This is a genomic window from Oxalobacteraceae bacterium OTU3CAMAD1 (assembly GCA_024123915.1).
In the GTDB taxonomy this organism is placed as follows: Bacteria; Pseudomonadota; Gammaproteobacteria; order Burkholderiales; family Burkholderiaceae_D; genus Rugamonas.
This window is the reverse complement of record CP099650.1, coordinates 6,485,398-6,504,968: the sequence shown is the minus strand read 5'-3', so window position 1 is coordinate 6,504,968 and position 19,571 is coordinate 6,485,398. Positions and strand designations below refer to the sequence as shown.

Annotated in this window: 17 protein-coding genes; 12 read left to right on the top strand and 5 right to left on the bottom strand. The window is 64.5% G+C overall.

Features of this window, described 5'->3' with window-relative positions; translation table 11 throughout:
* Window positions 1-110 precede the first annotated feature (110 nt).
* Genes NHH88_27725 through NHH88_27715 form a run of 3 tightly spaced genes read left to right on the top strand, consistent with a single transcriptional unit; the run spans window position 111 to window position 3,497 of the window.
* The gene (locus NHH88_27725; protein USX13403.1) at window positions 111-1,568 is read left to right on the top strand and encodes an NAD-dependent succinate-semialdehyde dehydrogenase; all 1,458 of its coding nucleotides are present in this window, start codon (window positions 111-113) and stop codon (window positions 1,566-1,568) included.
* Window positions 1,569-1,605: 37 nt separating this feature from the next.
* Entirely contained in the window at window positions 1,606-2,754 is a 1,149-nt protein-coding gene (locus tag NHH88_27720; GenBank protein USX13402.1) for an alkene reductase, read from the top strand.
* Window positions 2,755-2,756: 2 nt separating this feature from the next.
* Window positions 2,757-3,497, top strand: a complete 741-nt coding sequence (locus NHH88_27715) for an SDR family oxidoreductase (protein USX13401.1) — start codon at window positions 2,757-2,759, stop codon at window positions 3,495-3,497.
* A gap of 39 nt (window positions 3,498-3,536) precedes the next feature.
* Here NHH88_27715 and NHH88_27710 read toward each other — a convergent pair whose 3' ends face one another.
* Complete coding sequence (locus NHH88_27710) at window positions 3,537-4,466, bottom strand: LysR family transcriptional regulator (protein ID USX13400.1); 930 nt, start codon at window positions 4,464-4,466, stop codon at window positions 3,537-3,539.
* A gap of 131 nt (window positions 4,467-4,597) precedes the next feature.
* Here NHH88_27710 and NHH88_27705 point away from each other — a divergent pair, with 131 nt between their 5' ends.
* From NHH88_27705 to NHH88_27670, 8 genes are all read left to right on the top strand, one after another.
* A complete protein-coding gene (locus NHH88_27705) occupies window positions 4,598-5,611 on the top strand; it encodes an NAD(P)-dependent alcohol dehydrogenase (GenBank protein ID USX13399.1) in 1,014 nt (337 codons plus the stop codon).
* A 105-nt stretch (window positions 5,612-5,716) separates the two neighbouring features.
* Window positions 5,717-6,346: a peptidase M17 gene (locus NHH88_27700; protein ID USX13398.1), complete on the top strand. Its 630-nt coding sequence runs from the start codon at window positions 5,717-5,719 to the stop codon at window positions 6,344-6,346.
* Between the two features lie 354 nt (window positions 6,347-6,700).
* Entirely contained in the window at window positions 6,701-8,395 is a 1,695-nt protein-coding gene (locus NHH88_27695; GenBank protein ID USX13397.1) for a DUF1302 domain-containing protein, read from the top strand.
* Window positions 8,396-8,412: 17 nt separating this feature from the next.
* Window positions 8,413-9,771: a DUF1329 domain-containing protein gene (locus tag NHH88_27690; GenBank protein ID USX13396.1), complete on the top strand. Its 1,359-nt coding sequence runs from the start codon at window positions 8,413-8,415 to the stop codon at window positions 9,769-9,771.
* Between the two features lie 24 nt (window positions 9,772-9,795).
* Window positions 9,796-10,872: a YCF48-related protein gene (locus NHH88_27685; GenBank protein ID USX13395.1), complete on the top strand. Its 1,077-nt coding sequence runs from the start codon at window positions 9,796-9,798 to the stop codon at window positions 10,870-10,872.
* Between the two features lie 4 nt (window positions 10,873-10,876).
* Window positions 10,877-13,309, top strand: a complete 2,433-nt coding sequence (locus tag NHH88_27680; protein USX13394.1) for an MMPL family transporter — start codon at window positions 10,877-10,879, stop codon at window positions 13,307-13,309.
* Entirely contained in the window at window positions 13,306-13,770 is a 465-nt protein-coding gene (locus tag NHH88_27675) for a cache domain-containing protein (GenBank protein ID USX13393.1), read from the top strand. Before NHH88_27680 ends, NHH88_27675 begins: the two co-directional genes overlap by 4 nt.
* A gap of 123 nt (window positions 13,771-13,893) precedes the next feature.
* Window positions 13,894-14,580: a sce7726 family protein gene (locus NHH88_27670; GenBank protein USX13392.1), complete on the top strand. Its 687-nt coding sequence runs from the start codon at window positions 13,894-13,896 to the stop codon at window positions 14,578-14,580.
* Here the strand turns inward: NHH88_27670 and NHH88_27665 are convergent.
* Window positions 14,541-15,629 (bottom strand): beta family protein, encoded by a 1,089-nt coding sequence (locus NHH88_27665; protein USX13391.1) that lies wholly within the window; start codon window positions 15,627-15,629, stop codon window positions 14,541-14,543. The genes NHH88_27670 and NHH88_27665 overlap by 40 nt on opposite strands.
* A gap of 269 nt (window positions 15,630-15,898) precedes the next feature.
* On the opposite strand from NHH88_27665, the gene NHH88_27660 reads away from it, so the two are divergent.
* Window positions 15,899-16,741 carry an SDR family NAD(P)-dependent oxidoreductase gene (locus NHH88_27660; protein USX13390.1) on the top strand — a complete coding sequence of 281 codons (843 nt, stop codon included), beginning with the start codon at window positions 15,899-15,901 and terminating at the stop codon, window positions 16,739-16,741.
* 16 nt (window positions 16,742-16,757) lie between these two features.
* Here the strand turns inward: NHH88_27660 and NHH88_27655 are convergent, their stop codons facing one another.
* The 3 genes from NHH88_27655 to NHH88_27645 all read right to left on the bottom strand — a co-directional run bounded on the left by NHH88_27655 (window position 16,758) and on the right by NHH88_27645 (window position 19,568).
* On the bottom strand, window positions 16,758-17,129 hold the full coding sequence (locus NHH88_27655) for a nuclear transport factor 2 family protein (protein ID USX13389.1): 372 nt from the start codon (window positions 17,127-17,129) through the stop codon (window positions 16,758-16,760).
* Window positions 17,126-17,827 carry a GntR family transcriptional regulator gene (locus NHH88_27650; protein USX13388.1) on the bottom strand — a complete coding sequence of 234 codons (702 nt, stop codon included), beginning with the start codon at window positions 17,825-17,827 and terminating at the stop codon, window positions 17,126-17,128. Before NHH88_27650 ends, NHH88_27655 begins: the two co-directional genes overlap by 4 nt.
* Before the next feature lie 130 nt (window positions 17,828-17,957).
* The gene (locus NHH88_27645) at window positions 17,958-19,568 is read right to left on the bottom strand and encodes a bifunctional 3-(3-hydroxy-phenyl)propionate/3-hydroxycinnamic acid hydroxylase (protein ID USX13387.1); all 1,611 of its coding nucleotides are present in this window, start codon (window positions 19,566-19,568) and stop codon (window positions 17,958-17,960) included.
* Window positions 19,569-19,571: the final 3 nt, after the last annotated feature.

The window sequence follows — 19,571 nt, the reverse complement described above, 5'->3', positions numbered from 1 at the left end:
CGGCGGCGCTAGCGTATCGCAAACGCGCGGTGGGTTTGAAGTTTGCTTTTTTTTGACGGATTTCTAGACGACTAGTCTACTAATTCTCTTGAACACAGAAAGGTTATGCGATGCTGGAACATATCAAGTCCTCGGGTTGGCTGCGTGAGACCAACTTCATCGGCGGCGTCTGGGTCGCCGCCGACGACGGCGCCGTCAACGGCGTCGACGATCCGGCCACCGGTGCCGCGCTCGGAACGATCGCCTGGTCCGGCGCGGCCGACACCCGCCGCGCCATCGACGCCGCGCACTCGGCTTTCGTGTCGTGGTCGATGACCACCGCCAATGAACGGGCCGATGTGCTTCAGAAAATGGCCGCCACGGTGCGCGCCAATCTGGACGACCTCGCGGCCATGCTGACCCTGGAGCAGGGCAAGCCGCTGGCCGAGGCGCGCGCTGAAATCAAGCTTGGCGCCGACTACATCCAGTGGTTCGCCGAACAGGCGCGCCGCATCAACGGCGAGATCATCCCGTCGCCGTGGCAGGGCCGGCAAATTCTGGTGACGCGCGAACCGGTCGGCGTGGTGGGCGCGATCTCGCCCTGGAATTTCCCCTTCTCCATGCTGGCGCGCAAAGTCGCTCCGGCACTCGCGGCTGGTTGCACGGTCGTCGTCAAGCCGTCGGAGCTGACGCCGTATTGCGGCCTGCTGTGGGGCGTGCTGGCCGAGGCGGCGGGTGTGCCGGCCGGCGTGGTCAATGTCGTCACCGGCGACGCGGCGGCCATCGGCGGCGAACTGGTGGCCGATGCGCGGGTGCGCAAGCTCACCTTCACCGGTTCGACCAGGATCGGCAAGCTGCTGTATCAGCAATCGGCCGCGACGATGAAAAAGCTGTCGCTGGAGTTGGGCGGCAACGCGCCCTTCATCGTCTTCGACGACGCCGACATCGACCGCGCGGTGGACGGCGCCGTCGCCGCCAAGTTCCGCAACAGCGGGCAAACCTGCATCTGCGTCAACCGCTTCTATGTGCAGGACGGCGTCTACGACGAGTTCGCGCGCCGCCTGACCGAACGTGTCGCCGCACTCAAGGTGGGCAACGGTTTCAGTTCAGACGTCCAGCAGGGACCGCTGATCAATGCGGCGGCGGTCGAAAAGGTCGAGGCACATATCGCCGACGCCAAGGCCAAGGGCGGCCGGATTTTGTCCGGCGGCCGGCGCCATGCGCTCGGCGGCACCTTCTTCGAGCCGACCGTCATCGCCGACGCCACCGCCGACATGCTGATCGCGCGCGAGGAGACGTTCGGCCCGGTGGCCGCCTTGTTCCGCTTCGGGCACGAGCAGGAAGCGGTCGACGCGGCCAACGCCGCCCCGTTCGGCCTGGCCGCGTATTTCTACAGCCAGAATCTGTCGCGCGTGTTCCGCCTGTCGCGGGCGCTGGAGAGTGGCATGGTCGGCGTCAACGAAGGGCTGGTGACGACCGAGGTCGCGCCGTTCGGCGGCGTCAAGGACAGCGGCATCGGGCGCGAAGGCGCGACCCAGGGCATCGACGAATACCTGCACCTCAAATATGTCAGTCTCGGCGGCCTGTAACGGCGAGCGCGGAAACAACACACAACCAAGGCACACAATGAACAATAAAAAACTCCTCGAACCCGTCACATTGGGACGCCACCAGCTGGCCAACCGCATCGTCCTGCCGCCGCTGACGCGCCAGCGCGCCGCGCAAGGTGACGTGCCGACCGACCTGATGGCCCAGTACTACAGCCAGCGCGCAGGCGCCGGTTTCATGGTCACCGAAGGCACGCAGATCGAGCCGCGCGGCCAGGGCTACGCCTGGACGCCAGGCATCTACAGCCAGGCGCAAATCGCTGGCTGGGACAAGGTGACCCGGGCGGTCCATGCCGAAGGCGGCGTGATCTTCGCGCAGCTGTGGCACGTCGGCCGTGTTTCGCACACGGCGCTGCAACCCGGTGGCGCCGCGCCAGTCGCACCATCGGCCTTGCCGGCGTTGAATGCCAAAGCCTTTATCGAAACCGGTCCCGGCGCCGGCACATTGGTGGCGCCTTCGATGCCGCGCGAACTGACGGTGGCCGAGATCGCGGAGCTGGTCGGGTTGTATGCACAGGCCGCGCGCAACGCGCTCGAAGCAGGCTTCGATGGTGTCGAGATCCACGCCGCCAACGGCTACCTGGTCAACCAGTTCATCTCCGGCCACGCCAACACGCGCGCCGATGAATACGGCGGTTCGCTGGAGAAGCGCCTGCGCTTCCTGCGCGAAGTGGTCGAGGCTGTCGCCGCCGTGGTGGGACCGGAACGCATGGGCGTGCGCTTCACACCGCTGTTCACCAGCACCGACGAGGACCGCGTCTACATTGGTTTCGTCGAAGACGATCCGCACGCCACCTACATCGAGGCCATCAAGGTGCTGGAGCAGGCCGGCGTTGGCTACCTTTCGATCGCCGAGGCGGACTGGGACCTCGCACCCGACCTGCCGGAGGAATTCCGGCGTGACGTGCGGCAGGCCTTCAGCGGCCGCATCGTCTACGCCGGCCGCTATACGGCCGAGCGCGGCGAGCGCTTGCTGGAAACCGGACTGGCCGATTTGATCGCCTTCGGCCGGCCGTTCATCGCCAATCCTGATCTTCCCGCTCGCATTGCGAACAACTGGCCGCTGAACGCGGTCGATCCGGCGACGATGTACGGCGGCGCGGAGCGGGGCTATACAGACTACCCGGCGTTTGCCGGAGCAACTTCCATCACAACCAACAAGGAATAATCATGAACGAAAACATCGAAAACAAAGTGGTACTGATCACCGGCGGCAGCACCGGCATCGGCGCCGAGGTGGCGCGCCTGTTGGCGAGCCGTGGCGCCAGAGTGGCGATCGCCGCGCGCCGCAAGGACAAGCTCGACCAGGTCGTAGCAGAGATCGAAGCTGCCGGCGGCACCGCCAAAGCCTACAGCCTCGACGTCACCGACAAGAAGCAGGTTGAGGCCGTGGTAGCCGCCGCCGTCGCCGATTTCGGCAAGCTCGATGTGTTGATCAACAACGCCGGGCTGATGCCGATCCGGCCAATGTCGGAGGTGAACACCGACGAGTGGGACGCAATGATCGACGTCAACCTGAAGGGCACGCTTTACGGCATCGCCGCCGTGCTGCCGCGCTTCCTCGCGCAGCAGAGCGGCCACATCATCAACCTCAGCTCGGTGGCGGGCATCAAGGTCTTCGCGCCGGGCGGCACTGTTTATTCCGGCACCAAGTTCGCTGTCTCGGCGATCACCGAAGGACTGCGCCAGGAAGTGGGCGACCAGATCCGCGTGACGTCGATCGCGCCCGGCGCCGTCGACAGCGATCTGAAACACAGCACCTCGGGCACGGCGGCGGAAACGGTGATGGACTTTTACAGGCAGGCCATTCCCGCCGCCTCGGTGGCGCGCGCGGTCGCCTACGCCATCGAGCAGCCGGCCGACGTCGACATCAACGAGATCGTCCTGCGGCCGACGCGTCAGGTGTTTTGACGTTAGGGTAAATCGATGCCTTATTCTGGTGCCTCGCAATCAAGCGACCGGTGATTGGGCATCAAAGACGTCCGGGCTGCTTTCGGCAAGGCTGATCAGGGCGTCGACGGCGACCCGGACCTTCGGCTGCAGGTGCCAGGTTTTCTGCCAGATCGCATGGATCGGCATCGAGCCGCCGGTGATGTTCGCCAGCACTTGTACCAGCGCGCCGCTGCGCAAGGCGTCGCCCGCCAGCCAGGCGGGGAACTGTGCCAGCCCGCAGCCGGCCAGACACGCCTGCAGCAGCGCGTCGCCATCGGGCAGCTCATGGCGCACCGGAACTTCATGTGGCGTGATCGCGCCGCTGCCATCTTTTAGCAACCACATCGCCTTGGTGGTCGGTCGCCATCCAGCCAGGCAATCGTGCTGGAACAAGTCGGCATGATGCGCCGGCGTCCCCTTGCGCGCGAGGTAGTCGGGCGACGCGCAGAGCACCATGTGCTGATCCCCCAGCCGGCGGGCGATCAGATCGGGATAGTCTCCCAGCGTGCCGATGCGGACCGCCAGATCGACGCCTTCGCCGACTATGTCGACCGCCCGGTCGCGCAAGGTGAAGCACAGGTCGAGCCGGTCGTAACGGGCCGCGAGCGCCAGCAGGGGCGGGACGATGTGGCGGCGGCCGAAGGTGGTCGGCAGATCGATCCGCAGCCGTCCGATCGGCTCGCGGTGTCCGGTGGCGAGAAACGACTCGGTCTGGTCCAACTCCTCCATGATGCGCCGGCAACTCAGCAGATACGCCTCGCCTTCGTTGGTGAGATCGATTCTGCGGGTGGTGCGGTGCAGCAGTTGCACGCCGAGCCTGGCCTCCAGCCGGGAAATGCTCTTGCCCACGGCCGAGCCGGTTAAGCCCAGTTGGGCCGCCGCCGCCGTCAGACTCCCCTTGTCGATGGCGAGGACAAATTCGCGTATGCCGGCAAAACGATCTTCCATGATGGACCTTGATTGTGGAATGGGGGGATGGAAAGTAAGGAATAGTAGCTACTTACTGAAGATCAGGGAAGTAATTAGACTTTCTCCATGTTGAGCACCGCTTCGGTACTCGCGACTACCTGGAGAAAAACATGAAAGCATGGCTGCTGAAAGATTTCGGTTTGAACAATCTGGAACTGGGCGAGGTACCGACCCCGGTGCCGCTGCCCGGCGAATTGCTCGTCAAGGTCGGCGCGGTGTCGCTGAACTTCCGCGACAAGGCCATCGTCGATGGCATCTATGAACCGCACCTGGTGCCCAAGCCGCTGATACCGGTCTCGGACGCCGCCGGCGTCGTGGTCGCGGTGGGCGAGGGCGTTACCCGCTTCAAGGTCGGCGATCGCGTCAATTCGCATCTGTATTCGCGCTGGATCGACGGCGAGCCCGGCCCGGACGAGCCGGCATACTGCTTCGGCATGCCGCTGCCGGGCGGCCTGGCCGAATTCATGATCATCCACGAGGATAGCGCAGTGCGCCCGCCGGCCGGCATGAGCGACGAGGAGGCATCGACGCTGCCGATCGCCGCGCTGACCGCGTGGTATGCGCTGATGGATGTCGGTCGCTTGCAGCCAGGCCAGACCGTGCTGGTGCAGGGCACCGGCGGCGTGTCGATCTTCGCCGCGCAGATCGCTGCCGCCCACGGCGCCCGGGTGATCGCCACCTCCAGCAGCGACGCCAATCTCGACAAGGTCAAGGCGCTGGGCGTCAGCGACGGGGTCAACTACCGCACCCATCCGGACTGGGAAAAGCAGGTGCTGGCGCTGACCGGCGGCAAAGGCGTCGACATCACGATCGACGTCGCCGGCGGCGAAGGACTGAACCAGTCGGTGCAGGCGACCAAGGCCGCCGGTGTGATCGCGCAGGTCGGATTCCTGACCGGCCAGACCACGCAACTCCAGCTGATGCCGGTGATTTTCCGTCAGACGACGATCCGTGGCATCGCGGTAGCGCCCCGCACGTCGTTCGACCGCATGAATCCCTTCCTGGAGCAGCACGGCATCAAGCCCGTCATCGACAAGGTGTATGCGTTTGAAGATGCGGTGCAGGCCTTCGAGCACCTGGCGCGCGGCCCGTTCGGCAAGATCGTCATCAAGGTCGGGGACTGAGTCGTCGGCGCCCGTAAGCTTTTTCCTTCTCCCTGCCTTTTGGCGGGGTCGGTGCGCGCCTCGCGGCGGTAAGATCGGCCTTTCGCCGATATCGAGGACCCAGTCATGACCGCCACCGACCACGCCGCAGCTTCCACTCCCGTACGCATGCCGATCGGCACCGCCGACGGTGTCGTCTTCGACGTGGTCGCCTGGGGCCCGGCCTATGCCGACGTCGACTTTAGCGTCGCTTGCATGTTCGAGCACGAAGTTGGCGACGCGCCCATCGCCGGCGGGTTGCTGGGATTGGACGAGGCGCTGGGCGGCCATTTGACCCGCATGCGCGCGGCCGGCGCCTTCCGCGCGCAGCCGATGGAAACCATGTTGATCTCGTCGCCCCCGCCCGCCATGATCCCGCGCGCCGTGCTGGTGATCGGGCTGGGCGATCCGGCCACGCTCGATGCGGAACGGCTGCGCCAGGCCACCCGCGTCGCCATGCGCGAAGCGATCCGCCATGGCGCACGCTCGATGGCCTTCGCGCCCAGCGTGCTCGACGCCGGCCACACCGACAACGCCGCGCTCGACATGCCTGCGGTGATGTTGGACGGCATGCTGAGCGCGTTGCGGGCCGAACTGGCGCTGGCCACGGCGGAGCTGGCGCCGCCTCCCGCGCTGCGCCATTGCACCTTCGACGTGGGCGCGGTGCGCGTGGCCGGCGCCGCGCAGGCGTTCTCCGCCGCGTTCGCACGGTATTAAACTGACCGCTATCAGGATTTGACTGGGCTGCCGAACGGGACCTACACGCTGACAGCCTGGGTGAAAAGCAGCGGGGGGCAAAGCATCGCCCATAGTCCACCAGAATTAAGTAGTTGACGGATCGGCGGGATCTACCGCCGATCTGTCCAAGCTGTTCCTCGCATCGCCTCCCTACGTTTACCCCTTCCCTGCGTCTTGGGCATTGTCGCGTCGCGCCCAATCCTCTATAAATGCATAAAATAATAAACTATGCATAAAAAAATATTTGATGCATAATGAATTCGCAGGCGGCGCTTGCTGACCGGCTAAAAAATAACGAGATACGCGGCGCACAGCCGCTTCAAGGAGACCAGCATGACAACCAAGGGAACCCAGGGGCGGGGCCGGCCGGCTCACGCACCTGCCGGGCGGCGGCGCCTGAACGTCGCCACCGCCACCGCAGTAGCCATCTTCGTGCAACTGGGTGCGATGCCCGCCGCCGGCGCCATCGAACTCGACACCGGCAACCCCGACGTCAAGGGCCGCTGGGACAACACCGTCAAGTACAGCAACGCCTTCCGTCTGAAAAAAATGTCGCCCGGTCTGGTGGTTGACGCCAACACCGACGACGGCGACCGCAACTTCTCGCGCGGCATGATCAACAATCGCGTCGACCTCCTGTCCGAACTCGACCTCAGCTACAAGGAATCGGGCCTGCGCATTTCCGGCGCCGCCTGGTACGACAGCGTCTACAACCGCGCCAACGACCATGGTTCCCCGGGCACGGCCAGCCAGCTCAGCGTCGCCAGCGACCAGTTCACGTCGGCCACGAAAAAACTGCACGGCGAGAAGGCTGAGCTGCTCGACGCCTTCGTTTACAGCCGCTTCCCGATCGGCGACATGCCCGCCAGCGTGCGCCTGGGTCGCCACACCGTGCTGTACGGCGAGACGCTGTTCTTCGGCGACAACGGCATCTCCGCCGGCCAGGCACCGGTGGACGTGATCAAGCTGGTATCCGTGCCCGGCACCCAGTTCAAGGAATTGCTGATGCCGGTCACGCAGGTGTCGGGACAGCTACAGCTCATGCCCAATGTCACCTTGGGCGGCTACTACCAGTTCGAGTGGCGCGGCAACCGCATTCCCGCCTCGGGCAGCTATTTCTCGTTCGCCGATTACGTCGGCACGGGCGCGGAGCGCTTCTACGCGCCGGGCTCGGACGCGCATGTCTATTTCAACCGTATCGAGGACATCAAGCCTAAGAACAGCGGGCAGGGAGGCTTGCAATTGCGCTTCCGTCCGGAGAGCGAGATCGCCGAGTTCGGCCTGTACCTGATCCGCTATCACGACAAGGATTTCAATCTGTACCTGACGCCGGCCGCCGTGCCCGCGCTGCCGTCGGTGGGCACCTACCGCCAGGTCTACGGCGAGGACATCAAGGCCTTCGGCGCCAGCGTCAGCACCACCATCGCCGGCGCCAACGTCGCGCTGGAGCTGTCGACGCGGCGCGACGCGCCATTGGTCAGCGATCCGGTGGTGGCCTTCGGCGCTGGTAACAACCGCGACTCGGCCGCCTACGCGGTCGGCAACACGGCGCACGCCAACCTGTCGGCGATCTATGTGCTCAACGGCAGCGGCCTGTGGGACGGCGGCTCCGTGCTCGGCGAGCTGGCCTGGAACCGCCGCCTGAGTGTGACTGCCAATCCGGGCGCGCTCGATCCGAACAGCACGCGCGACGCCAGCGGCCTGCGCCTGCTGTTCACGCCCGAGTACTACCAGGTCTTGCCTGGCATCGACTTAAGCGTGCCGGTCGGCGTCGGCTACGCGCTCAGCGGACGCTCGTCGACCGGCCTGCGCTTTGCCGGCGGCGCCGAGCACGGCGGCGACGTCAGCGTCGGCGCCACCTTCGACTACCGCAAGCAATTCAAGTTCGGCCTGAACCTGGTGCACTTCTTCGGCGCCCAGGGCACCTTCATCAAGCCGAACGTGCCGCCGCAGCTGACCATTTTGCAGTACCAGCAGACCAGCAAGGACCGCAGCTTCATCGCGTTCTCGCTGCAGAGCACATTCTAATTTCGCAGGGGACACACATGACCACCACTACCTTCCAGCGGGCCGCGCTCGCTTCCCTGATGCTCGGCCTGGCCCAGACGGCGCCAGCAGCGGTGACAGCCGACGAGGCCGCCAAACTCAAGGGCGAATTGACGCCGATGGGCGCCGAAAAGGCCGGCAACAAGGCCGGGACCATTCCGGCATGGGACGGCGGCGCCACCAAGGTGCCGGCAGGCTACAAGGACGGCGACCCGCGTCCGGACCCGTTCGCCGGCGAAAAGCCGCTGCTGTCGATCAGCGCCAAGAACATGGACCAGCACGCCGACAAGCTGACCGAGGGCGTCAAGGCGCTGATGAAGAAGTACCCGACCTACCGCATCGACGTCTACCCGAGCCACCGCACCGCCGCGCTGCCGCAATGGGCCTACGACAACACGATGAAGAACGCCACGCGCTGCAAGACCGCCGATGGCGGCAATTCGCTCGAAGGCTGCTACGGCGGCGTACCGTTCCCGATCGCCAAGACCGGCCACGAGATGATGTGGAACCAGTTGCTGGCGTGGCGCGGCCAGGCCAGCTCGATGCTGTTCCGCCTGTTCGTCACCACGTCGGATGGCAAGCTGACGATGGCCTCGGACGGCCTGAGCGAAGTGCAGTCGCCGTACTGGTTCAAGGATGGTTCGCTGGAGAGCTTCAAAGGCGACTACAACAACCTGATGCTGGTCACCTACGGGCCACCGTTCAAGGCCGGCGAATCGATCCTGCTGCGCGACTCGGTCGACTCCGGCAAAGGCCGCCAGGCCTGGCAGTACCTGGTCGGCCAGCGCCGCACCCGCAAGGCGCCGACCCTCGGCTACGACACGCCCGACAGCGTCGCCTCGGGCGCGTTCTACTTCGACGAGGCGTTCGGCTTTTCCGGCAGCCTCGATCGCTACGACTACAAAATCATCGGCAAGAAGGAATTGTATGTGCCGTACAACAGCAACCGTACCTGGCTGGCCAAGCCGGCCGACCTGCTGGGGCCACAGCACGTGAATCCGGACCATGTGCGCTGGGAGCTGCACCGCGTGTGGGAAGTGGAAGCGACCGTTGCGCCGGGCAAGCGCCACGCCGTGCCCAAACGCCGCTTCTACCTTGACGAGGACACCTACAACATGGTGCTGTCGGACATGTGGGATGGCCAGGGCCAGATCTGGCGCGTCGGCTACACCCTGCCGATGGCCATGCCGGATGTGCCGGGCTCCGTGTCGCAGAGCTTCGGGCTGTACAACCTGCTAGCCAACACCTACGTGTTCGCCAATTTCCCCGGCGAGAAGGCCTACCAGTACAAGCAGGTGCCGCGCTGGAACGACAGTTACTTCACGCCGGAGAACCTGGCCGCCAAGGGCAGCCGCTAAGCGGCCGCGATCAGGGGAGCACGCATGAAGAACATTCTTAAAGGGCAAGCCGCGCTGGCCGTCCTCGGCGCGGCCGCCACCTTGATGGCGGCGCCGGCGCGCGCCGAGCCGGACGTGCTGGAGCGGCCCGCCACGCGCACCGCCAAGGCCGCCACGTCGGTCATGTTGGGCATCGCCCAGGCCGGGCCGCGCCTGATTGCCCTGGGCGAGCGCGGTATCGTCGTGTACTCGGATGATGCCGGTGTCAGCTGGCGCCAGTCGGAGGTGCCGGTGAGTGTGTCCTTGGTCGGCGCGCGCTTCACCACGCCGCGCGACGGCTGGGCGGTGGGGCACAGCGGCGTGTTGCTGCGCACCAGCGACGGCGGACAGACCTGGCGCAAGCAGCTCGATGGCAAGGCCGCCGCCGCGCTGGTGCTGGCTGCCGTCAAGGCGGGTCGCGTGGCGCCGGGCGCCGATGCGGCCCGTCTGCTGGCCGACGCCGAACGGCTGCATGCCGAAGGTCCGAGCAAGCCCTTCCTGGACATCAACTTCTTCGACCAGCGCCACGGACTGCTGGTGGGCGCGTTCGGCCTGTTGTTCGCCACCGATGACGGCGGCGCCACCTGGCAGGCCGCGCTCGATCGCCTCGACAACCCGCAGGGCAAGCATCTGTATGCGGTCGCCATCGACGGCGCGCGCTGCGTCATCGCCGGCGAGCAGGGCGCGGTGTTCCTGTCAACAGACGGCGGGCGTACGTTTGCCACCTCCGCCACGCCTTACGCCGGCACTTATTTCGGCGCGCTGGCCGCCGGTGCGCACGCGGTGTTGTTCGGCATGCGCGGCAACGTCTACTGGTCCGACGGCGGCGCCTGGCAGAAAAGCGGGATCGGCACCGAACACTCGCTCACGGCCGGCACCCGACTCAAGGACGGCAGCCTGCTGCTGACCGATGAAACGGGCCACCTGTTCCGCAGCGGCGACGGCGGCAAGCGCTTCGCGCCGATGCGCGGCGGACCGGCCACGCCGCTGACCGGTGTGGCGCAGGCCGGCGACGGCAATGTCATCGTCTCCGGCGTGCGCGGCGTCACCCGCATCGCCCTGAACCCTCTCGAAGGACCGTAATCCCATGCATACCCCGACCCCCGATCACCCGGTGATCGCCCAACTGGACCAGTTCGACCCGCGCTCCGGCTCGGCAGTCGAGCGGCTGCTGTTCAATCACCGCGTCGGCGTGCTGATCTTGTTCGTGCTGCTGACGGCCTTGCTGGGCTGGCAGGCGCTCGGCGTGCGCCTCAACCCCAGCTTCGAGCGCATGATCCCCGCGCGCCATCCGTTCGTGCAGAACTACCAGGCGCACAAGGCTGACCTGGCGGGACTGGGCAACACCCTGCGCGTGGCCGTCGCCAGCCCCGACGGCACCATCTACAGCGCGCGCTACATGGAGACCTTGCGCCAGCTCAGCGACGAGCTGTTCCTGGTGCCCGGCGTCGACCGCTCGTTCATGAAATCGATCTGGATGCCGTCGGTGCGCTGGATCGGCGTGACGGAAGAGGGTCTTGACGGCGGGCCGGTGATACCGGACGGTTTCGACGGCTCGCCCGCACGGCTCGCCGAGCTGCGCGCCAACATCGAGCGCTCCGGCGAGATCGGCGCGCTGGTGGCGCCGGACTTCAAATCCAGCGTGATCGTCGTGCCGCTGCTCGACACCAGCGGCGCCCAGCGCATCGACTACGCGGCGCTGTCGGACCGGCTCGAACAGCTGCGCGCCAAGTACGAGGCGCAGGGCGTGCGCATCCACATCACGGGCTTCGCCAAGGTGGTCGGTGATTTGATCGACGGCATGCGCCAGGTGCTGCTGTTCTTCGCCGTCGCGCTGGCCATCTGCGCCGGCGTGCTGCTGTGGTACACCCGCTGCGTGCGCAGCACCTTGCTGGTGGTGGCGTGTTCGCTGGTGGCGTCTTTGTGGCTGCTGGGCGCCTTGCCGCTGCTTGGCTTCGATCTCGATCCGTATTCGGTGCTGCTGCCGTTCCTGGTGTTCGCCATCGGCATGAGCCACGGCGCGCAGAAAATGAACGGCATCATGCAGGACATCGGCCGCGGCGCCCACCGGCTGGTGGCGGCGCGCTACACGTTCCGCCGGCTGTTCCTGGCCGGGCTGACGGCGCTGCTGGCCGATGCCGTTGGCTTCGCCGTGCTGATGGTGATCGACATCCCGGTGATCCACGACCTGGCGATCGCCGCCAGCGTCGGCGTTGCGATGCTGATCTTCACCAATCTGATTCTGCTGCCGGTGCTGCTGTCGTACACCGGCGTCAGCGCCGCCGCCGCGCAGCGCAGCCTGCGCGACGAGGAGGGCACGGATGCCACCGGCGCGCCGCGCAAGCACCGCTTGTGGGCCTTCCTCGACCGCTTCACCGGCCGCCGCTGGGCCGGTATCGCCATCGGTGTCGGCGTGGTGCTGGCGGTGGCCGGTGGCGTCGTCAGCACGCATCTGAAGATCGGCGACCTCGATCCCGGCGCCCCCGAGCTGCGCGCCGATTCGCGCTACAACCGCGACAGCGCCTTCATGGCCGCCAACTACGCCGCCAGCAGCGACAACTACGTGGTCATGGTGCGCACGCCTCAGTACCAGTGCGCCACGTATGCGACGCTGGTGCAGGTCGAGGCGCTGGAGTGGAAATTGCAGCAGCTGGCCGGCGTCGAGTCGACCAATTCGTATGCGACCTTGAGCAAGCGTGCGTCGGCGGGCATGAACGAGGGCAGCCTGAAATGGTTCGACCTGCCACGCTCCCAGGACATGCTCAACGCGATCACCACGCGCGCGCCGCGCGAGCTGCTCAACCAGAATTGCGACCTGCTGACGGTGTACGTCTATCTGAAGGATCACAAGGCTGACACGCTCGATGCGGTGGTGCGCGAGGTCGAGGCCTTCGCCGCCGCCAACAACAGCAAGGATATACAGTTCCTGTCGGCCGCCGGCAACGCCGGCATCGAGGCGGCCACCAACATCGTCGTCAAGAAGGCCAATACGCAGATGCTGTTGTGGGTGTATGCGGCCGTCATCGTGCTGGCGTTCGTGACGTTCCGCTCGTGGCGCGCGGTGGTGTGCGCGGTGCTGCCGCTGATGCTGACGTCCGTGCTGTGCGAGGCGCTGATGGTGGGACTGGGTATCGGCGTCAAGGTCGCGACGTTGCCGGTGATCGCGCTCGGTGTCGGCATCGGCGTCGATTATGCGCTGTATGTGGTTTCGGTGATGATGGTGGAGCTGCGTCGTGGCGCGAGCCTGTCGGCGGCCTACTACAAGGCGCTTCTATTCACCGGCAAAGTGGTCGTGCTGACCGGCGTGACCTTGGGCATCGCCGTGGCGACATGGGCTTTCTCGCCGATCAAATTCCAGGCCGATATGGGCATCCTGCTGGGCTTCATGTTCATCTGGAATATGCTGGGCGCGCTGATCCTGCTGCCGGCGCTGGCGCACTTCCTGTTGAACCCCAATCGGAAGGCGTCCGTGGACATTGCGCCGGCCGTTCACAATCACGCTTTGAAGGAGACTGTATGAATATGAGCATCAGTATGAAGCGATGGCTCGCGCCGGTGTTGCTGGCGCTGGTGTGCCAGGCGCCGGTGGCCGCTTTCGCGGCCAGCAAGGACGAGGCGGTGGACATGGTGAAGAAGGCCGTCGCCTATCTGAAGCAGAACGGCCCGGAGAAGTCGCTGGCGGAGTTCAACAAGACCGAGGGGCAGTTCGTCAGCGGCGAGCTGTATGTGGTGGTGCTGGACATGAACGGCGTGCTGCTGGCCGACGGGAACAAGCCCAAGCTGGTGGGCAAGGCGTTGATCGATGTCAAGGACGTCAACGGCAAGGCCTTTGTGCGCGAGGAGCTGGATATCGCAAAGAGCAAGGGCGCGGGATGGGTCGATTTTGTCTGGTTCAATCCCACGACCAAGGCGATGGCGCCGCGCTCGTCGTATTTCGAGAAGGTGGGGGAGTTGATTGTGCTGACGGGTGTGTATAACTAATCACGCTTCTTCGCAGCATTCGTTTTTGATGTCCCGGCAGGTCCATATAAATGTCACAATGGAGTTCAAAGGTGTAGAATTTCGCGCGCTCCCGGTAACAGCCAAACTATTAATGTACTGCCAATGACAGAGTTAGAAATCAGGAACGCCATAATCACGTCGATGTCGGGTACCGCGACCTGGGCGAACTCGACCTTTATTCCGGAGATGTTTGTTGACGAGTTCACGCGACGAGCAGACCTGGTCGTCGCCGGCAACAAGCTTGTCGCGTTTGAGATTAAAAGCGAGCGGGACAAGCTGAATCGCCTGGATGGCCAATTGAAGTCCTACACGCGGTTCTTTGAGCAGGTGACGGTTGTTTGCGCGGAGCGTCACTTGGAAGGGGTCGCGGCGAACTCGTTTAGCGAGGTGGGCATTTGGACTGTCGGTAACGACGGTTCAATTCGCAAGGTACGCAAAGCAAAGAACCTGGAACAAAACTCACTGGAAAGTTGGCTTTCGTTTCTACCTGTCGACGAACTTCGCAAGATCCTGAAGGCGCACGGCATCAAGCTTGGTCGCCATCGCCATGACCTCTTAGCCGCAGCTGTCGATATTTCGCTAAAGGCGATACGTAAGTATGTGCTGGACTACCTTCGAAGACGTGAGTTACGCATACAGGAACGCGTTCGCAAAAAAGGGAGGGACCAGCCATTGATTCCTTTATCCGTCGAGACCTATTTGACGACCTTGCCTCAGCAGCCTCTGACGGCCACCCCCAGAGTGCGTCCTCAGCCGTCAAAATCTTCGGCATCGTCATCGCCAGCTTGATTCCCATCTGCGTCTAGTCTCTGAGAAAACGCAAGCTGGCGCGCGAGATGAATGTTCACCCGTACTGCGATCCATGGCGCTGGTGCCCTGGCGTGAGGTTGACCTTGCGCTGCTTTTACGATCATCTCCTCGCCCCAAATGTCACGCTTTCCGATGTCGGGATCGGTAGCGGAAATTGCGGCCGCTGCTGAAATATATCCGGCTTCTGCTTGATCTCTTGGTCGCCTCTCAAATTGCCAACTGAGTTCCCTGGGATAGTCTATCCTTGCCGACCAGCGCATGATTTTCGTGTCGTCGTAGACTACCGAATGTACCGAGCCATGATCACCATATGCCGCGACCGCGCTGCCGCCTATACGCGAATGCAAATCTCGCTCCTGAATATCGATCACTCCGCGTTGTTGGGACGTATCCGCGAACGGTATTACGGAAGGCGGAAAGCTCGTCGACAAAACGACGATAAAAAGCTCGGGAAACTCCGCACGTAACTGATTGATGGTCGCAACAGTCGCGGTGACGTAGGCGGCCAAGGCGCTTCTTATGTATTGGCAATCGATGTACACAAGTGCATTGCCGGGATCATCCATCGCGCTTATCGCGTTAATGATCAGCGGCGTATCGATCGCAAAGTCCCGGATTCGAAACGCGATTTTACCTACGGACTGTTCCAGCAGCGTCGCCTGCCGGACTTGATCCCTTGCTTTTGAACCGGGCACCAGTTGTACCACGGGGATCGCACTGCGGTATTGAAGCGCGAAGTCCCGCCATGCAGCAAAACTATCGGTGGAGTCTCGGAGCTTGCTTTGCTCTTCCCCCAGATGTGACGCATCGTTGGTCAGGTCCAGAACATGAGGGAGGTTCTCCATCGCCTCGGCGGCTTTTTCCGCCGACTTCTTGAACTCGGTAGCTTTAGGCCATCGGCCCAGTGTCAACATGGGCAGGATTTGCCGCTTCTGATCTGTCGACAGGTGCTCCAAGCCCTTTAACTCTGCTTGGCGCGTTCGCAATGCTGGGAAGTAGACGTAGTCGTCAAACGACATGTTAATCATTTTTCCTCCGACAGGAGCTATATGTTTGCTAGTTATATAATGTTTACTATTATTCAATAATACTTCATTGTTCATTGATGCGGTCGAGATTACGCTCGCAGTCTCCAGTTCGATTTGAGTAAGGCATGGGGAGCGCTGCGTGTGACCGCGAGCTACCACTTGGTCCGACAGGATCGGGCAACAGCTGGACAGGATCGAGCTACCGCCCGTCGTGATGGCCGCCCTAAGATGGAAGCCTCTTCATTCCTTCCGTCAAAAAGGGAAACATCATGTCTGAAAAAATCTGGTTCATCACCGGCGCGTCGCGCGGCTTCGGCCGTCTCTGGGCGGAAGCTGCCCTGAAACGCGGCGACAAGGTCGTCGCCACGGCACGCAACATCGAGGCGCTGGCGCCGTTGGCCGAGGCCCACGGAGCGGCTGTGCTTCCGCTGCGCCTTGACGTCAACGACCGCGAGGCCGCGTTGGCCGCCGTCGCCGAGGCGAAGGCGCACTTCGGGCGCATCGACGTTGTCGTCAACAATGCCGGCTTTGGTGTGGCGGGTATGGTCGAGGAGCTCAGCGAGGCGGATGCGCGCGCCCAGTTCGACACCAATGTCTTCGGCGCGCTTTGGGTGACGCAGGCCGTACTGCCGGTCATGCGCGCGCAGAAAAGCGGTCATATCTTATCGGTATCCAGCCTGCTGGGGATTGTCGGCATGCCCAACCTCGGGCTGTACAACGCCTCCAAATGGGCGCTTGAAGGCTTGATGGACAGCGTGGCCCAGGAGGTTGCGGCGATGGGCGTCAAAGTCACGCTGATCGAACCGGGGCCGTACTTGACCGACTTCAGCGACGCCTCTTCGATGCGTTTCTCGCAGCCGATCGACGCCTACGAGGCGGTTCGTCAGCAGGTCATGGCGCACTTCACGCCCGAGTCGTTCGGCGACCCGCAAGCGACCGCGCAGGCAGTGTTGAAAGTTGTCGACGCCGACGCGCCGCCACTGCGCATCTTCCTCGGCGCGACGAATCTGCACATCGCGCGCCAGACATATGCTGAACGCCTGGCTACATGGGAAAAGTGGGCCGATGTCTCGGCGCAGGCGCATGGCGCGCCTTCCACTACTTCAAAGTAAGGCTTGTAAGCCGCGCCTAGGCCGGCTGGCGCACCGGCGTCGATTGCCAGTGGACGATCTGCCAGTCTTCGCCGGTCCCGGCCCAGCAGATGGTGAACCGGCTATGGATCTGTTTGACTTCTCCGGCCAGGTTCAAGCGCATGTCGACCAGACCGTCGATGATGGCCGTCTGGCCGAAGAACCGGATGTTCTGCCGCGAGTTTTCGATGTCCAGGTATCGGGTTTTGCCCGAGGCTATGGCGTCGAGCATGCCGGCCTTGCCGTCCGACTTGCCGGAGCCGTGTATCCACACCATGTCGTCGGCGAACAGCCGGGTCAAGTCGGCGATGTCGGCCGAGAGCAGTGCGGCGCACCGCCTGGCTTCCAGCGCGGGTATGTTTGGGGTCACTGCAAGGTCGCTTGCTGGCGCAGGATTGCTTCGGTGACCGTATCTTGCGTGTGCTCGATGTGCCGGCGCAGCATGCCGACCGCCTTGTCGTGGTCGCGCGCGAGCACCGCTTCCATCAGCATCTGGTGCTCGTTGCTCTTGTGGCGCTCGGTCTGGCGGTGCATCGCGGAGAAGCGCCGATAGCGCTCGGCGCGGTCGAACAGCGAGTCGACCATCGACAGCAGCAGCGTCGACGGACACGCCGAAAACAAGGTGAAGTGGTAGTGCTTGTGGCGTTCGGCCCAGTCGTCGTTCAACGCCACCGGGCCCTGGCCCATGCGCTTCTCGGTCACGCTCAGGCGGTGGAAGGCGGCCAGCACATCGCCTTCCCAGGCGTCGTCGCCGTACTTCATCGCGTCCGACAGCGCCTCGCATTCGAGCAGCACGCGCACGCGTGTGATCTCGCGAAAATCTTCGACCGTGATCGGCGCGACGCGGAAGCCCTTGTTGTCGCTGGCGGTGACCACACCTTCCTGCGCCAGGCGGTTCAGCGCCTCGCGGATCGGCGAGCTGCTGATGCCATACTGCTTGGAGAGGGCGTCGACCTTGAGCTTGAAGCCGGGCGGCAGCTCGCAGCAGACGATGGCGTGCTTCATCTTCTGCAGCGCGACGTCGATCAGGGAGGTGCCTGGCGACAGTTCGATGGGAGTGGTGTCCATAGCTTTCAGTCCGGTTATATAAATCACATTTTATGCATAAAACGCGGATAATGCAAACTATTAACCAAATCGGGCAATCGTGCGGCCGCGCCGGGCCATCGGATGGCGCCGGCGCGTCTTGTCTGCCCGCTTAAAACACCGGCGCTTCGCTGCGCACGCCGTTGAGCGTCAGCCGCAGCTCGGCCAGCAGCTCCAGCGCTTGCGCCAAGTTGGCGGCGCCGCCGTAGACGTAGTGGTCGGGCCGCACCAGCACGTACTGGCAGCCATGCCCGCGCAGCCATCCGGCCAGCAGGCCGTGGCGCTCGCGGTAGGCGTGCCAGGCTTGCGGCTTGCCATCCGCGTCGTCGGTCAGCGCGACCACCGACAGCGGCAGCGCCTCCAGGCTGTCCCAGCTGCGGATCTCCTCGCGCAGCGGCAGCACGCTGGCGCCGGGCGCGGCGACCAGGCGGAAGGTGTTGCCGGTGAACTCGTCGAGCAAGCCTTGGCGGCCGGTCGAGTTTTCCACCTCCGGCTGCGGGAACAGGTGGCCGCGCGCGCTGTCCGGATGCTCGTCGCGCGCCGGCGCCAGCAGGCCGGCCGACAGCCCCGGAATCAGCGACTGCCGCACCGTCGGCGCCTGCTGCGCGGCCATCTCCGCCAGCATGCGGGTGTCGCGCTCGGCGGCCTTGGCCGGGTCGCGCTCGCAGATGACGCGGCCCAGTTCGCGCGTGACGAGCGTGGTCTGGCGTACGTGCGGCACGCGTTCGGCCTGATAAGTGTCGAGCAGCGTCGGGGCTGCCGCGCCACGCCGCACCAGCGCCAGTTTCCATATCAGGTTGGCGGCGTCGCGGATGCCCTGGCACATGCCCTGCGCCATGAACGGCGGCGTCATGTGGGCGGCGTCGCCGAGGAAGAACAGGTTTTGGTCGCGCCAGGTCTTCAGGATCAGCGCGTGGAAGCGGTAGGCCGAGGCGCGCCACAGGTCGTACTCGCCCGGCGCCATCCAGCGCGCCAGCAGCGCGGCGATCGCCTCCGGTTGCTGCACGCCGGCCGGCGTCTCGTCGTCGTTGATCATGAATTCCCAGCGCCGGTGCAGGCCCGGGCCGATGATATAGGTGCACGGCCGATCGGTCTCGCAGAACTGGATGTTGGTCGCAGGCAGGCGCTCGGCCACCTCCGGCGTGACCATGACATCGACCACCAGCCAGGGCTCGTCGAATTGCAGGTCTTCCATCGACATGCCGCGCTGCACACGCAGCGGGCTGGTGCCGCCATCGCAGGCAAGCACGTAGCGCGCGCTGACGTGGCGCTCGCGCCCATCGCGGTCGCGCAGCAGCGCGCGGCAGGTGTCGCCGTCCTGCGTGACCGACAGCACCTCCGTGCCCAACTCCGTTTGCACGCCGCTCATCGTGGCTAGGTTGGCGCGCAGCGCGCCTTCGATGGCCGGCTGCGAGAATACATAGTTTGGCGCCCAGCCCAGCGGGTAGGGCGCGCTGGCCGGGGCGATGCGTTTGAGCACACGCCCGCCCTTGGCCTGGTATTCGGAGGTGCGGTAGGGCATGACGTTGCCGGCGATCGCCTGGGCGATGCCGATGTTGTCGAAGGTGCGCATCACTTCGTGGTCCAGGCCGAAGGCGCGCGGCTTGTCGTACACCGCCTCGGCCTTGTCGACGGCCAGCGCGCTCAGGCCCCATTTGCCTGCCAGGCTGGCGGCCACCGCGCCGACCGGTCCCAGGCCGACGATCAGTACATCGAAATCCATTGC

Coding starts and splice junctions, on each gene's coding strand:
- NHH88_27695 (USX13397.1), top strand. CDS start 6,701: ATGACAACCAAGGGAACCCAGGGGCGGGGCCGGCCGGCTCACGCACCT.
- NHH88_27700 (USX13398.1), top strand. CDS start 5,717: ATGACCGCCACCGACCACGCCGCAGCTTCCACTCCCGTACGCATGCCG.
- NHH88_27710 (USX13400.1), bottom strand. CDS start 4,466: ATGGAAGATCGTTTTGCCGGCATACGCGAATTTGTCCTCGCCATCGAC.
- NHH88_27685 (USX13395.1), top strand. CDS start 9,796: ATGAAGAACATTCTTAAAGGGCAAGCCGCGCTGGCCGTCCTCGGCGCG.
- NHH88_27725 (USX13403.1), top strand. CDS start 111: ATGCTGGAACATATCAAGTCCTCGGGTTGGCTGCGTGAGACCAACTTC.
- NHH88_27645 (USX13387.1), bottom strand. CDS start 19,568: ATGGATTTCGATGTACTGATCGTCGGCCTGGGACCGGTCGGCGCGGTG.
- NHH88_27670 (USX13392.1), top strand. CDS start 13,894: ATGACAGAGTTAGAAATCAGGAACGCCATAATCACGTCGATGTCGGGT.
- NHH88_27675 (USX13393.1), top strand. CDS start 13,306: ATGAATATGAGCATCAGTATGAAGCGATGGCTCGCGCCGGTGTTGCTG.
- NHH88_27665 (USX13391.1), bottom strand. CDS start 15,629: ATGATTAACATGTCGTTTGACGACTACGTCTACTTCCCAGCATTGCGA.
- NHH88_27715 (USX13401.1), top strand. CDS start 2,757: ATGAACGAAAACATCGAAAACAAAGTGGTACTGATCACCGGCGGCAGC.
- NHH88_27680 (USX13394.1), top strand. CDS start 10,877: ATGCATACCCCGACCCCCGATCACCCGGTGATCGCCCAACTGGACCAG.
- NHH88_27650 (USX13388.1), bottom strand. CDS start 17,827: ATGGACACCACTCCCATCGAACTGTCGCCAGGCACCTCCCTGATCGAC.
- NHH88_27660 (USX13390.1), top strand. CDS start 15,899: ATGTCTGAAAAAATCTGGTTCATCACCGGCGCGTCGCGCGGCTTCGGC.
- NHH88_27690 (USX13396.1), top strand. CDS start 8,413: ATGACCACCACTACCTTCCAGCGGGCCGCGCTCGCTTCCCTGATGCTC.
- NHH88_27720 (USX13402.1), top strand. CDS start 1,606: ATGAACAATAAAAAACTCCTCGAACCCGTCACATTGGGACGCCACCAG.
- NHH88_27705 (USX13399.1), top strand. CDS start 4,598: ATGAAAGCATGGCTGCTGAAAGATTTCGGTTTGAACAATCTGGAACTG.